The sequence below is a fragment of the Peribacillus sp. TH27 genome (genome assembly GCF_016650915.1).
Lineage (GTDB): Bacteria > Bacillota > Bacilli > Bacillales > DSM-1321 > Peribacillus > Peribacillus butanolivorans.
This window is the reverse complement of sequence record NZ_JAEKEV010000002.1, coordinates 3,400,449-3,415,824: the sequence shown is the minus strand read 5'-3', so window position 1 is coordinate 3,415,824 and position 15,376 is coordinate 3,400,449. Positions and strand designations below refer to the sequence as shown.

The window sequence follows — 15,376 nt, the reverse complement described above, 5'->3', positions numbered from 1 at the left end:
GTATTTTTCTGATAAAATTCATCATCACCCCAGGTGGGGAGTACTTAATTAACTTTTTATCTCTAAGAATTTGGAGCTTCTTTTAATATACAGAATAGCGAGATGCATAAGAGAGTAACTGATTTTACTTAACGAGAAAAAAATTTAATATCGCTGAGCTCATACGTATAAAAAAACCTCACCGTATTGACGATGAGCTGTGCAAAAATATATCAGCTTGCTTTTTTAATATCTTGTATTTTCTCAGCTTTCCAGATTTCGTTTGCCCACTCAGAGTGGTCAACAAAAGGATTGCGATTATGCTGCCACCTTTCATATATCACATCGTTTCGACGGCGTTCAAAATCATCAACTGGGTCTAATTCATTCCACTCTAATAGAGTGGAAAATTTTCCATGCAATGCTTTGGGATAGGTATTAACTGTATCTGACAGCTCTAAATCAATTTCTCCGTTATCTCCTTCATAGCGGACAGCCATATAGAATATCATTCTCGCAACATCACCTTTAACACTGTTAGGTGGTTCCCAAGAGTCAGTATCATAATAACATTCACATCCACTATATTTTTTGCCGCCATTATCAAAATCAAGATGTCCCCTAACACTATTTACGGTAACATCCTCGGGGCGTAAATGATGAATATCTGTTCCTGGTCCTACACTGGTACCAAAGTCACCATGGGATTTTGCCCAGACATGCTCACGATTCCATTGACCGTTGCCTCCACCATTATTCGACTTTGCCACAGACTTACCAGAGTAAAGTAAAATGACATTGTTTGGATTTTTAGGATCTTCGTCTGTATCTTTGAGTGCATCCCAAACCTTTGCGTATGTCAATTTCGTTTGTGACTTAATAATAGTATGCAATGACGTCTTTAATTCAGACCCGGTCTTACCTTCAGCTTTTTGATAATAGGGTTCAAGCTGATCGTCGGCAGTAACGTTTACTGAGAAAGTAGCAATTGTTTTCGATTCCCACTTGTCTCTTGCAGTGACAGCAACAATATAGGAACCTTTTTTACTAGTTGGAATTGTTAGTATGGACCCTGAGACCGTACCAATTGTTGTGGAATAAGAAAGAGCATCGCTATCTGGATCTGAAAAATGATTGTTTAAGTTTAAACTTACATCTTCTCCAACTTTCACGGAGAGATTATCGATAGTCTTTATTATTACTGGAGGACGATTTTCTTTTGGAATAAAAGGAGAAGCGATCGCTTCTCCTTTTGCATTATAGAATTTTATACCAGAAACATCTATACCTTCTTTAAAAATCCATTTTTGAACATTTTCTGCTCCCCTGATTTCTTTTACATTACTGTTATCAATCAACACTTCCTTGACTTCGGCACCTGAGAAATCAATGACAGTTTCCTTTTTTACTGGACTGATTATGATTTTCGTTTTCTTCAGACCTTCACCAGATAGGGTCGTATCTGTCTTCAGCCAGATTCCTTCTTTGATATTCGAAGTCGCATCAAGTTTGACCAATGAATTAGGTGTTTCAACAACCAATTTTTTTGTTGTGAATCCAACCAAGTCATATACTTTTTGTGGCTGTGGTGTTTGTGTTGGTTTTAATTCTGTTTGAATCAGGACTGGATCATGGTCACTCGCGCGGCCATCAGCTTCTGTAAAGGATGAATTAATATGGACGATATTCACCTTAGTTTCTGCTGCAATATTATTAGAAACAAGAATATGATCCAGAACTTGAGAATTGCCTTGGTACGTATAAGAATATCTTTCTTCAAAAGGAACCTTCTCCACCATGTTTGTTAATTCACTGCCTTTTAATGCAGTTAGTGTCTTAGAAAATTCAAAGTCATTGAAATCTCCTAGTAAAACAACATTTGCATTAGCATCTTTTGATTTAATATCCTTAACAAAGCTGTTAACAATACTTGCAATCTTAAGACGTTGAACTTCACTTTTTAATTCTGGCGGCTGATTTTTCCCAAATAGAGGCTGATCTCCACCCTTCGAATTAAAGTGATTGGCAACCACAATAACACTTTCACCGTTGAATTCAAATTGGGCTGCTAACGGCTTCCTGCTTGAAGCAAATGCTGCATTTGTCGGATCGATTCGGCCTGGGTTTAATGTAAGCTTGCCATCGTTAAAGCCGACAGACTCTGTAGCTTTTCCCTTTGTTCCTTCAGTAAGCGAAACAGTACCTTTTTTATATAAGAAACCTACTCGGATATTCCCACCTGGTGCTCCACCATCTTGCTTATCTTCTGGAGCTATATCAGTAAATAGATACTCTGGTCCACCTTCTGCTTGAATCTTGGCAACCAGCTTTTTAAAGCTTTCAGTCGCATCTGTAGTACCACTATCAGCCTCACCATCATTATCCTGCATTTCTGTTAAACCGATAATATCTGGCGTCTTCAGGTTCTGTACAATGGCTTTAGCTAATTTCGTTAGTTTTTCATTGTCAGTTTTAGTTGAGAAATTCTCCACATTATAAGAGGCAACTGTCAGCTTCTTCGCATCCGGTTCAATAGAAGTAACTTCACGCTTCGTTCCCCCATCTTGTAGTTCAGGTAGCTTATCCTTACTTGTCAACACTTTAAAGTTACTATAACCGTAGCTTACAACACCCGTAATACTTCCATTAAAACTATCACCCGTTTTCGCTACATATTTATCGTTATCAAATTTCAGATGAATTCTTTCTGGGTGGGTATCTGTTTCTGTAAACTTGACTCCACCAGCAGAAGTAGAAGTTTCCATGTTCTTAGGAATAACAACAACTTCCCCATACTCCTGTGGTGCCACAACCTTCGGACTATCAAGCTGAACAAGCATTCCCTCTAAACTTTCGTAAAAATCAATCCCGTCAACTGCTGGATTAAAAACAGTCAATCCATCACTATCAATCTTCCCTGTTGGCGGGGTACGGTCTTTGCCAATTACAATTGGGTCAGGTAAAGCCTGTCCATTTTTTTCAACCGTAATAGCGGATGCACTAATTTCTGTTACAGGAAGATCCGTTGTTGCTTTTTCGGAATATCCCTCCATCACAAACTCTTTTACCGTTCCGCTTACTTTGACCACATCGCCAATCTTAACGCCATTAGCACTTTTGTAAACAAGAATTCCCTCTGAAGTGTCTATATCATTATCAGGCTTTTGATCCTGAATAAAGAAATTATTATTATCAATCGTGGATACGACAATACCCTCTATATCTGTTACATTTTGATTTAAATATGGAGAAGTATGTCCAGCTCCTTGAATATCATGAATTCGGACATCACCTTTTGAAATAGTGTAAGTAAAAGTCGAAATGTTACCATCCGTTAAGCCACTTTTTACCGCAAAAGTTTTTAATGTCGTAGCTTCATTGATTGTAATTGGTTTGGTATAGACAGCGCTGCTTTTCGTAGGCTCCTGTCCGTCTGTTGTATAATAGATTGTTGCATCAGCTGTTCCTGAGGTCAGTGTGACAGTTTCACCTGCTTTAATAAATCCTGTACCAGGTGTTGCAACTACAGTTTGTACTTTATTTGCATCTTGGATAATATCAAGTGTACTTCTTGGAATTAATTGATATACGCCTTTATATGATCCCAATACACCTGTAATTGAATCATATGTTGTACCGGCTGAAAGAAGCGTTGCATCTTGAGGGCGTAATGTAAGGGACTCTCCCTCCCCATCTTTTCCAATAAAGGTTCCGTTTGAAACAGACTCAACTGTTACATCTTTCACCGTTACAAGCTTAGCTTCCTTGCTCTCTTCAAATTGAGCAGCAGTCAATTTTTCTGCAACAGGAATACTTTCTTTTTTAAGAATAGTTACATCTGCTTTTTGAACATTTAACTCTAAGAGTGTATTATAATCAGCTAGCGTTCCTTTTGCGCTGATTTTATCTCCTGCCTCAACAGCTAGGTCTGAACCATAAATAACAATCCCTGCTGTGTCATCCTGGATATAGACTGTATTATTCGTGCCTGATGTAAAAACTGCCGTAACGACTCCAGAAGTAAGGGCTGAACTGCCAATGGTCATTTTTCTTACTTCGGCTATTGATTTAAGTGATATAATTTTATATTCAAACGATGCTATATCGCTATTATCCAAACCTGATGCTAAAGCAATTGCTTTAATTGTCATGTCTTTTGTAATAGTTATCGATTCTGTATATTGAGTGCTTGAACTCGTAGGAGTTGAACCATCAATTGTATAATAAATGGTTGCATTTTCAGTACCTGAGGAGAGCGATACTTTTGTTCCAGCTATCACCCCGCCAGCAGCTACACTGGCTTTGACAGCTTCTGCTTTATTAGGAGAAGTTTCTTCTATGAAGTTCGCCGCAGATAAATCTTTTAGGCCCGGTACTGAGAAATAGGCTGTGAGAGTTCCGGTGAAAAGCACCTTCTTACCCAAATTACCCGGATTTGTCTTTAGTCCGTAAGTAGCCCGATAAGTACCGCTATTTTTCAATTCTACCGGTATTATTTTACTTGGGTCTGTTTCGTCAGGAGAATCGGCAATCGCTAGATTTGTATCTCCTGCAAATTTTGCCGGGTCTTTAGTATATTTGTTTGTTCCTGTTGTATACCCCACGATATATCCCTGCACAGTAGCAGTTCCCGAGTTATTAGCAATCGCCTCTGCAACAGTAATTGGCTCTGCAGCTTTCGTAACGATAGAATTCATTGGTGCAAAAAAGCTTAATATCAATGTGAAAATTAGAATAAGGTTTATCTTTATTTTCCAATTATTTCTTTTCATTGAACACTCTCCATAATTAATATATTTAGCAAAGGAAAGCCTCCAGCAAAACCGCTAGAAGGCCTTCCATAAAACTATTAGTCTATGAAATATGTGTTACCAAGAACAGTTACATTTTTAAGAACTACCTTATCAGCGTCAGTGCCCTTCAAGTGAAGATTTCCTGTGATTATAGCATTTTCGAGACTAGATACTCCTGTTATATCGACTACTATACTGCCTTTATGAGTTTTAGGGTCCTCTGCTGTACCATTGAACTCACTTGCTTTCACTTCTGTTTTAGCTTCATCGATGATACGTCCTTCAAGAGCTGGGGCAATTTTTTGGTCTTTCTGTACTTTGATATAATCTTGCAATACTTCCCAATCAACAAAGCCTAGCTCACTTACACGTCCTTCGCTGTATGCTTTTGCAAACATTGTGTAACCATCACCGCCTTTAGCAGTGAAAATATTTGTAGCAACCTGATAATTTTCATCATCTTTTAATTCTTCAAACATTCCATCTTTATAAACTTCCACATTTTGCACGCGAGATCCGGTGGCTTTTGTGTGGTCATATGTGAACCTTAGTCCGGAAACCTGCAGAAAACCGCCAAATGCAGCAGGAGCATCCTTCACGCTTAATTCAAGGGCAGATTTAATCTCTGAACCTTTTAAATCCATTACTCCCAATGAGTTACCAAAAGGAAGAATCTCAAAAATGTTTGCTAATGTAATGTTTCCAGCCTTAATTGTTGTACGAACTCCGCCTCCATTTTGAAGGGCAATAACTGTACCTGGTTTGTATTGTTGTGCTTTTGCAAGCATTCCGTCTGCAATAAAGTCACCCAGATTCGTTTCCCCTGTACGTGCTGCCGGATTTCCACCAATTAAGTCTACATCAGCAATGCCCACTACAAATTTCTGCATATCGTCGACCGCTGGCTTGTATTTAGTATTAAGGATATTTAAGGCTTCCTCATCATCTTTAATAACATAGGATTTATCTGCATTTTGTTTATTTAAATCTATTAACTTACCATCATTAGCAATAACCTTTCCATCTTTATCGAACTCTACATCCAATTGCCCTAGATAATTGCTATATTCATTAGCCTGAACAATGACAGTAGGCTCTGCTCCTGCTTCTGTATTAACAACAGTTGGTTTTTCTAATTTATCATGGGAATGTCCGCCGACAATTACATCAATTCCTTTTACTTTTTCTGCTAGAGTCAAATCGTTATCTCCACCGCCATCATTAAAGCCAAGATGGGTAAGTGCAATGACTTTATTAACGCCTTGTTCTTCTAAGCTATTAACGGTTTGCTGGGATTTTGCAAGATATTCTTCAAACTCAACCCCCGCTCCCGGGCTTGAGATATCTTTTGTTTCAGCAGTTGTAAGACCGAAAATCCCAACCTTTTCCCCATCAATACTCTTCACGATACTGCTGTATATTTCACCGCTTTTTGCTGTTTGTGTGCTTTCTCCCTTAAAGTAAGATTTGAGATACGTATCATTTAAAAAGTTAACATTTGCACTTACAAATGGAAATTTTGCATTTTTAACAAAATCAGCCAACTTTTCTGTACCAAGATCAAATTCATGGTTCCCAAAAGTCATTGCATCATATCCAATTAAATTCATGAACTCAAGATCAGCTTGCCCAGTATATTGGTTGAAATATAGTGTTCCAGAAAAGACATCTCCTGCATCTAAAAGCAAAGAGTTTTTGTTTTCCTTTCTTACTTCTTTAATAGCTGTAATGCGCCTAGCGATATTATCCAAATGTGCATGCGTATCATTTGTATGCATGACTGTTAATTCAAAGTTCTCATTAGTAACAGTAATTGTTTTGGTTGCCGAAGTTTTAGTAGCTTTGTGAATTAATGTTACGTCTATTTGGTCTCCTGCTTTCAGGTCATTCGCTCCATCAACTTTTGTTAATACGAGTTGACCATCAGTGTTTGAAACTTCTTTTGCTCCTTTAACACTTACTTCAACAGTCTCAAGCTTTGTTACATCTTCACCATATTGGTTAACAACCTTATATCCAACGCTAACTTGCCCACCTACAATTGGAGCTTTCTCAGAAAGAATTTCGATACCTTTTACTTTTTCATCTTCTGTTTTAACCGAACCAGAAACTACTTTGCCTTGAACTAAACCAGATACGTTAACAACGTATTCACCTTTTGTAATTTTAGATGTAAGTTCGATTGTTGCTGTTTTCTTGTCTTCGCTGAAAGATACTTTTGAATAGTTAACTTTACGTCCGTCCTTTTTCAACTCAAATAATGCTTTTGTATCATCAACAGCATTGTTGAATTTAACTTCTAAGGTTTTAGAGGTGATCGCACTCACTTTCTCAACTTTAACAGTAGCTTCTTTAACTACAACTGTAATTACTAAGTCTTTTGCTTTGTTACCTTTAGCGTCAGTTGCTGTGTAAGTTACTTTGTATACTCCGGCAACATTAGTATCAATTTTAGTCGCTCCTTTTGGCCCTTTAATTTTGTATGTTACGTACACTTTATTAAGCTTGTCTTCTGCTGTTACTTTAGGAAGCTTGAAATTTTCTCCAATTTCTACTTCGAATTTAACTTCACCTTTGTAAGTGAATTTTGGTGCTTCTTTGTCAGTTGCTTGATCATATTTAGTTTGAACTTTTTTTGCATAGACTTTAATTGCTTTGCCTAAGTCTTTTTTAGTATCTACTTTAATTTTCGAAGCAGTTTTAATTCTATCCGCTGCTGTTTTTGTATCTCCTTTATTCAGCCAGTACTCTGCTTTTTCATAGTAATAGTAAGCTTTGATTTCTCCTTGCAAAGCAGTTTTAGTAGCTGCTGTGAATTGAGCGTAAAGAAGTTTTTCAATTTTCGCACCGTATACAGTGTCTTTAATATTTTTGTCTGTTTTTTTAACAGAAGCATCAAGAGCATTGTATTTATTCTTTACATCTGTTGGCTTTTGAGCAATCGCAGCAGCGTTTAGTTTAGTAAGATCACTTTTAAGCGTTTTTTTAGCTTTTTCAGCTGCTTTGTAGCCTTTTACATAGCCTTCAGCACGTGTGATATATTTTTCGTAACCTTTAAGTTCTTTGTAATAAGCATCTTTCTTAGCTTTGCTATTGCTTGAATTTTTTATTGAATTCTTCACATTCGTGTATTCTTTTTTAGCAGATTTAATTTGTTTTTCAACAGTTGTCACGTTTGCTAATTTTTTAGCGTCGAAGTAAGTGCTAAATGGTTTTTTCATTGCTGCTTTTGCATTTTTAACTTGAGTGGCAATGCTAGTAGACGCCTCTGATTGTATTGGTGCAACAGCAGTGAATGCTGATGCGGCAATTGCAGTTGCCGTTGCTAGTTTAATTGCTTTCTTCTTATTCATATAGAAAGTGTTCTCCCTTCAAATATCTAAAATAGTGCTCTAGGTACTAATAGAGTAAAAAATAACAACGACTTACGAAACAAACAATTCAGCACTAATTAACCCCTTCTCAACTCCTATTTTAAGTACAAATGTTAAAAACTAGTTCTATAAAACTATATAAACACAATATTTTTTACCAATTTATCCTTGTAAATCTACAATAATACAATTATTTTGAAATTTCTACCTCTTTTATAATAATTTTAAGTTAAAGTTTTTGTTATTACTTCCAATTATCTCTCTATTAATCAACTATAATTTGTGATGAATTATTATTTCATTAACTAATATTTAAAAGAGTTTTGTTTTTATATGTTATCAATTTGTAATAGGAATATAGATACATAAAAAAGGCACCTACTACCAGTAGGTGCCTTTCCTTATTCATTTCAAATATTTCTTCAAGATCGGTTTCATTTGATCGACAGCTAAATGACTCCCGCCGCGTCCTTTTACATCTTCAATCATCCATGCCATAAGAAGTTCTGGATCTTCCGTGTCCATAGCGACGAACCAGCCGTTTTCTGTTCCGTTGGAGTTTTTGGAAGCCTTTATTTCAGCGGTTCCCGTTTTGGCTGCGATTTTGATGCCAAGATCATTTATGCCATGACCGCTTCCCTTAGGATGTTCCACTACTTGTGTCAACATCTTAGTGATCTGATTCGCTTGATCAGCTGATATGACTTTTTCTTTCCATATTTTCTTTTCAGTTTTATTGCCTGTTATTAACGAAGGCTTAAGGATGTTTCCTTCATTTAAGAATGCTGAGTACGTCATAGCCAAATGAAGCGTACTCATTTGAACTTGCGCTTGACCATATCCAGCATCTGCCAGGCGCCCTTCACTGTCGACTTTACCAATGCTCGATGCTTTGATCGGGTAGTCGTAGTCCAATGCATCATCAAAGCCAAATGCTTTGAGTCCACTTGTGAATTTGTCCTTACCTAGGCCAAGTGCTTTTTGGGCAAAATAAATATTATCTGAATAAATTAACGCTTTTTCCATATCGATTGCTACACCGGGATCAGCGACTCTTGTGATGGAATGGTCTTTCCAAGTCGACTTGGCCCACGTTTTCCCTTGGATATTGATTGACTCATTCGGATCCACACCATTTTTCAAAGCTATCGCCGCAGTTATTGCCTTAATAGTTGAACCAGGTGCAAAGGTTGAACTGAATCGATTCAGAAGCGGCTTATCCGGATCTTCTTCAAGCGCTTTTTGTTCGGCTTTTGTTATTCCGAATATATATTTGTTTGGATCAAATGACGGGCTTGAGACAAGCGCCAGTGTTTCGCCGGTCTTTGGGTCAAGTGCTGTAGCTGACCCTGCTTCTTTTTCGTATTGCTTAAAGATATCCTTTTGAAGCTCAGCGTCAATGGTTAATGTAATTGTTTCTCCTTCTTCAGCTGGCTTTTCAGCTATGACTTTTTCTTCGCCATTTTCTGTCTTAATATAGATTTTACCGCCTGGCTTTCCTTTCAGACGTTCTTCTAAAATTTCCTCGAGACCACGCTTGCCGATAACGTCACTTGCGGTATAGCCCTTGCCTTTCAATCTTTCCAGGTCTTCCGCTGACGCCTCACCGACATATCCGATTAGGTGGGCAGTAGCATCTTTATAGGGATATATACGATCCTCTGTATTATTGACCGAGACCCCAGCAATGCTTAACAGTTTTTCCAAGGTTGCGGTGTTATCGGATGACATTTTCTTGATAGGCACAAAATAGCTAGGCTGCACCCATGATTGGTTCAATTTCTGATTCACTTCATCCGTAGACATGTTGAGAATTCCAGCAACCTTCTTAACAGTCTCAGTTTCATTGGCCATTTTCTCTGGTACGATTCCTATTTCTGCAACGTTACCATTCATTGCAAGACCACGTTCATTTCGATCAACAATTTCCCCGCGTATTGCAGGGTACGATTCAACTGAAATTTTTTCATTAGCTTCTAATTCAGGGAAGATATAGCTTTCATCCCACTTGACGTACCAATTTTCTTCCTTATCTCCCTCTTCTTTGACAAGGGTTGCCTTATGATCAGAGCTAATCGCTCCCGCCATTGTTTCCATATCAACTGTATAGGCAAGATTTACTTTTTTTGCATCTTTATGATTTTTTTCTTCTTTTGGCTTTTTATAGTCCACTTTTAATTGGTCGACCTCAATGCCCTTATAGATTTTTTCATAGCGCTTCGCAAATTCATCTGCACTGACTTTTTCCTTTGTATCAGATGACAGATACTCATACATCTTCGTATAATCCTGTTTATTCCAAAGCTTCGTGTAAGCCGAAAAGCGCTCTTCTGGACTAGGCTCATCCGAGCAGCCTGCCAAAAACAATACGCTCATCAACAAAAAGCTGGAAACTAATGCTAGTTTCTTCATGATTTCCTCCTATTGAATAGTTAGAATGGTATACATATAGTTTATCAAAATATTAGAGAAATGGGGGAATTTGTATGACTAATTTCTTCATTTTACTAATTTCCCGTGTTTATGCTAAAGCAAAAGTCCTGTACCTAAGTACAGGACTCCTACAAATTAAAGCATTTTCTTTTTTCGACTCCTTTTCTCTTGCAGCCATTTTTTCAGGAAGAAAAAGCCCAATAAACTGGAAATAACAAGACCAGTTGTCGTTACAAAGACGGCCACCCATTCATATATGGTGTAATTCATATACTCTTTCCATGTTAATTTCCCTTTCCAATCTTCAATATATAGATTCATCCCGAAAATTCCGGAGATAACGGTGTAAATCGTGAGGATTTGCAAGAGATAATTACTGCTTTTCCCAGCTAGTTTATCCTGATTCTGATAGAGGTAGGAAAGTGTTTCTTTTACTTCTTTATAAAGCGGGGCAATCCTAAAGGTTTCATCCGTCATTTTAAATAGCTCTTTCCCAGTGGCCGTACTGTTGACTTCGGTAAATAAGTATTTTGCGGAAAACTCAGTGATCATGAAGATTAGCTGTTCTGTACTTGTTTGGTCTTTTTCCACATCAATTCGGGAGTGTTCATGAGCCAATTTCAGAAGGACTATTTTATAATAGAAGTAAAGCAACACCGCATAAAAGTGCTGACCGTACATTTCGCTCGCAAGTTGCTGTTCCATCTTGCCTGTCGCTTTCGTGACACAGGCAAAATGATACACGCTTGTTACATAATAGGTTTCCTTCGCCCACCTGTCATACACCCTTTCCTGATAATACCGTTCGATGTAATCTGGATTTGTTGCACCGATATAGGGTTCACCATCACTATCATACCCATTCAGATCACTGGCACGGTACAAATCATTTTTAGAAATATTACGATACTCTGGGAGTGCAATATAGCTAATTACATACATTCTTTCATCGATAAAAAAAGGTAAGCTTCCGAAATAAGACGGATCGGCTTGTTCTTCGTCCATATACTCTTCCAGCGGTGGAAGTAACTCTTTAAAGATAAAATCCTTCACCTGTTTATATTCATTTTTACTACAGCCGATTTTCGTTTTCTCTTCGTCATCGGCAATTGGCTCGAGGATTCGGAACGTGTCGCCAAAATAGAGCACATCATTGTATGAAAGCCCCTCTGGCAACGTAACACGGAGATTCATCATGCCAATATGAAATGGGCATATAAAGATATCAATTGAGTTAATAATAAAAGGGGTATTTAAATACGGTGATTCGAAGGTGCACCCAACATCCAGTTTTTTTGTAAAACGTCGCAATCCTTCCTTCTGCTTTGAACTGCTTGGAAACAAAATCGGCTCAATGTACGGCATAAAGTATTTTTCTAATTTACGGTGTAAAACTTTGTGGTCTCCGTAAAATCCACCTTGCTGATTCATATCTTTCAAGTTCAAAAATACGAAATTGTCCTCTAGCAAATTTTTCACAAAAGTTTCAATCTTATTTCCCCCAAGTGTGAATGGAAAGATGAACTGCTGAAAGGAACGCTTCGTAAGATCATTTTTATTATTTATCACATCCATCATCTATTCCTCCGCTTAAACCGGGATGGCCCAGGTTTAAATCATCTTGTTTCTTATATCTACCCAGGCATACAAAAACAAAACGAAACATATTGTAAAAATAAAGTGGACAAAGTATCCGCCAACAAAAAAAAAGATCCCCCAATCCTGAGCCTGGGGGCCATCGAAGAGAGTCTTTCAACTCTCCTCACTTTAGGGTACTAGAAACTGATGTTTCTAATGAAAATCCGATATTCGGAACATTTTAGCATTTATTTTCAGTAGAATAAAACACGAAAATACACCTTATTTAAGCATTACAGCCTATTAGATGGTAATAAATTCTATTATACTGAGATTTTCAGACAAAAATATAACTATAGGAATATTTAAGTTTTCCCGACCCTATCTTTTATATACGGTCCTACTTATCCGTTAAATTCACGTTTTAGATGAAATGAAAAAGGGTAAAAACCCAGAAAAGGAGCGGCATCATGAAATCCAATAACAACAAACATCAATTCAAATTATTTGAAAAAAATACCTCAAAGCCAAGTGATAGAAAACGAATGAGTGACTTCATGAAAAAAGTGAAAATGAAAGCTCAAAAATCTCAATTAAACAGTAAAAACTCATGACACACAAATGCCATGAGTTTTTACTGTTTAAAATGCAATTTCATTTCCCAGATGGTTGTGCCTTACGCACTTTTTGATACCGATTACGTCCAAAAAATGTTGAATTTTCTTCATAGATGTTGCCTGATATTCATCTACTATAGAAAATTCTTTAATATAAGCGATTTTTTCCTGTATATCTGTATCTATATTATCTTGGTTGTATCCTTTTTCGTTTGATTTTTTGCATGTGTATACCACAGCTTCACCGATCTTTTTGGTTGCCTTATCAAAATAAAAAGAAAACACAATGGCACATTCTTCATCGTAAAAAGAGGGTTGAACTTTCATATTAATATCAATCATTAACCTTACACCTCTCTCCGTTTTGTTATTTATACTATAACAAAATTAATAAAAGGAAATAGGCGTTCCAAACTACGCTTACGTTTCTTCTACCCGTACCAATTGGACCTTTTATTCCCAATTCGTAGATAATTATAACTAAAGGAATATGCGCAAAAGAATAATCTCCAAAAGAACAAAAAAAAACATCTTCGAATGAAGATGCTAGAAAGAGCAAAATTAAAGTTCAATTCTTATTTATATAAGCCTGGAAGTTCTGCGTATAGGCCTGGTAATTCGTTTGGAACAATTACAAAAGCAGCGATGATAAGAAAAGATACGACTAATGCTTTAGTACTTTTTTTCATAGGTCAATCCTCCTTTTTTACAAAAAAATATTGGTTAAAATAGAAATTAATTCTATAGTTATATTTAACCACACTTCTTAAAATCATATATATCGACTACAGAATCTATTTAAACCGTTAAGGACAGGTACATACAGCTTTTACCGATTTTTCATAACAAAATATAACTCTAGGCATATTTTAAGGAGAATCAAAATGGATTTTTTTGCAGTTGGACAAAAAATAAAAGAACTACGCAAACAAATCGGACTTTCACAGGAAGAGTTAGCATCCGGTATTTGTACACAAGCACAGATTAGCAAGATTGAAAAAGGTGATGTCTATCCCTACGCGTCCACTCTCTATCTAATTTCTCAACGCTTAGGAGTGGATGTGAATTATTTTTTTGATATTGGCATGACCCCTAGACTGGATTACGTAGAAGAAGTGATCCATCAACTAAAAATAGCCAGAAGAACCCGAAATTATGAGGAAATGCAACAAATTGTGAAGACTGAGGAAAACAGTCCACTATTTCTTCAGAACAAAAAGAATCATCAGCTGATTCTTTGGCACAAAGGCATCTATGAATACGAAAAAAATAAAGATCTAGATAAAGCTATTGAATTTATTAAACAAGCCATTGCTATTACTCATACTACGGATAAAATTTATTCGGAACGAGAGCTCGAAATTTTAAGTAGTCTCGGAGTGATGTACGTTGCCGAAGAACAATACGAAAATGCGTTTGCATTGCTTCAGAAGGCACTTGATCATTTGAAAGCCCTTCCTATCCTAACAGATAAGACGCTAAAGACACGTTTATCCTATAATTTTGGTAGAGTGTTAACACGATTAGTCCGATATGAAGAGTCTATTACATGCTGCCGCGATGCGATAAAATGGTGCTTGGAACATGATCAATTATATGCTTTAGCCGATTTACACTACCATTTAGGCTACAACCTTGAACTGGTAGGTAACTATAAAGAAGCAAAAGAATATCTAGAAAAGTCTGCATTTCTCTTCACGTTACAAAAGAATCATACATTTGCTACGTTTATCAACAAAAGACTGGATAGTTGGAAGAATGAAATGAAAATAAACTAAAACTATATTAAAAGGCCATTCCCCACACGGGAATGGCTCTTCACATTTACGAATTCACAAAGCAAATACACAAGCTCTCATGTCCATATTCCAAAACCTGTATTCCTCCATTTCAAATTCCAAGCCAAAATGAAGTATAATAAAGAGATGCTTCAAAAAACCACTCGGGAAATGGGGTCTGACCCCTATCCGATTGCTCGAAAACCCTATACTTTCAAAGGTTTTCTGGTCTTTTTTACAGATGGGAAATAGGGTCTGACCCCCTCATTACGTATTCTTCGTAATTTTGTGGGGTTTGAAAGTAATGAAGGATTTGTGTGGGGTTGACGTGCATGTTTGGTTTCCCTATTTGGAAGGCTTTATAGCTGCTCCACTTATATTCAGCGGGGTTTTTGACGATATTGGCTTTTACAGGGTTTAAATGAATATAACGGCTTGTAGCAGTGAATTGTTCGATTGATTCGATTAAGACGGAATGATAACGGCCTTGGAAAAGGTGTCCATCGTGGTCATGACGCCTATTGAAGGAGATAGCATAGCGGGAGTTCAGCTTATGCATAATATCGCTGATGGGGTGCTGCATCGTTTCGAGGAGAAGATGAACATGATTGGTCATGAGGCAATAGCTATGAAGCTCGAAGAAATATTTTTCTTTCGTTTCCTCTAAATGATGCAGATAACGAAGTCGGTCCTTGTCGTCTAAAAAAATGTTACTGTGGCGATTGCCACGGCTTGTAATATGGTACATCGCACCAGGGTACCATATCCTCGGTTTTCGAGGCATAAAACATCATCCTTTCCTATTCCGGGAAATAGGGTCTGAC

At 37.2% G+C, this 15,376-nt stretch carries 7 protein-coding genes; 1 reads left to right on the top strand and 6 read right to left on the bottom strand.

Annotated elements, in window-relative coordinates; genetic code table 11:
- Positions 1-212: 212 nt before the first annotated feature.
- The 5 genes from JFU24_RS17780 to JFU24_RS17760 form a co-directional block, all read right to left on the bottom strand.
- A complete protein-coding gene (locus JFU24_RS17780; protein ID WP_201250245.1) occupies positions 213-4,751 on the bottom strand; it encodes an endonuclease in 4,539 nt (1,512 codons plus the stop codon).
- A gap of 77 nt (positions 4,752-4,828) precedes the next feature.
- A complete protein-coding gene (locus tag JFU24_RS17775) occupies positions 4,829-8,125 on the bottom strand; it encodes a 5'-nucleotidase C-terminal domain-containing protein (protein ID WP_201250244.1) in 3,297 nt (1,098 codons plus the stop codon).
- A gap of 426 nt (positions 8,126-8,551) precedes the next feature.
- On the bottom strand, positions 8,552-10,558 hold the full coding sequence (locus JFU24_RS17770) for a penicillin-binding transpeptidase domain-containing protein (protein WP_201222618.1): 2,007 nt from the start codon (positions 10,556-10,558) through the stop codon (positions 8,552-8,554).
- A gap of 156 nt (positions 10,559-10,714) precedes the next feature.
- A complete protein-coding gene (locus tag JFU24_RS17765; RefSeq protein ID WP_201250243.1) occupies positions 10,715-12,157 on the bottom strand; it encodes a hypothetical protein in 1,443 nt (480 codons plus the stop codon).
- A 641-nt stretch (positions 12,158-12,798) separates the two neighbouring features.
- A complete protein-coding gene (locus JFU24_RS17760) occupies positions 12,799-13,116 on the bottom strand; it encodes a hypothetical protein (protein WP_053348526.1) in 318 nt (105 codons plus the stop codon).
- Positions 13,117-13,658: 542 nt separating this feature from the next.
- On the opposite strand from JFU24_RS17760, the gene JFU24_RS17755 reads away from it, so the two are divergent.
- The gene (locus JFU24_RS17755; protein ID WP_053348525.1) at positions 13,659-14,552 is read left to right on the top strand and encodes a helix-turn-helix domain-containing protein; all 894 of its coding nucleotides are present in this window, start codon (positions 13,659-13,661) and stop codon (positions 14,550-14,552) included.
- A 235-nt stretch (positions 14,553-14,787) separates the two neighbouring features.
- Here the strand turns inward: JFU24_RS17755 and JFU24_RS17750 are convergent, their stop codons facing one another.
- On the bottom strand, positions 14,788-15,336 hold the full coding sequence (locus JFU24_RS17750; protein WP_201250242.1) for an REP-associated tyrosine transposase: 549 nt from the start codon (positions 15,334-15,336) through the stop codon (positions 14,788-14,790).
- Positions 15,337-15,376: the final 40 nt, after the last annotated feature.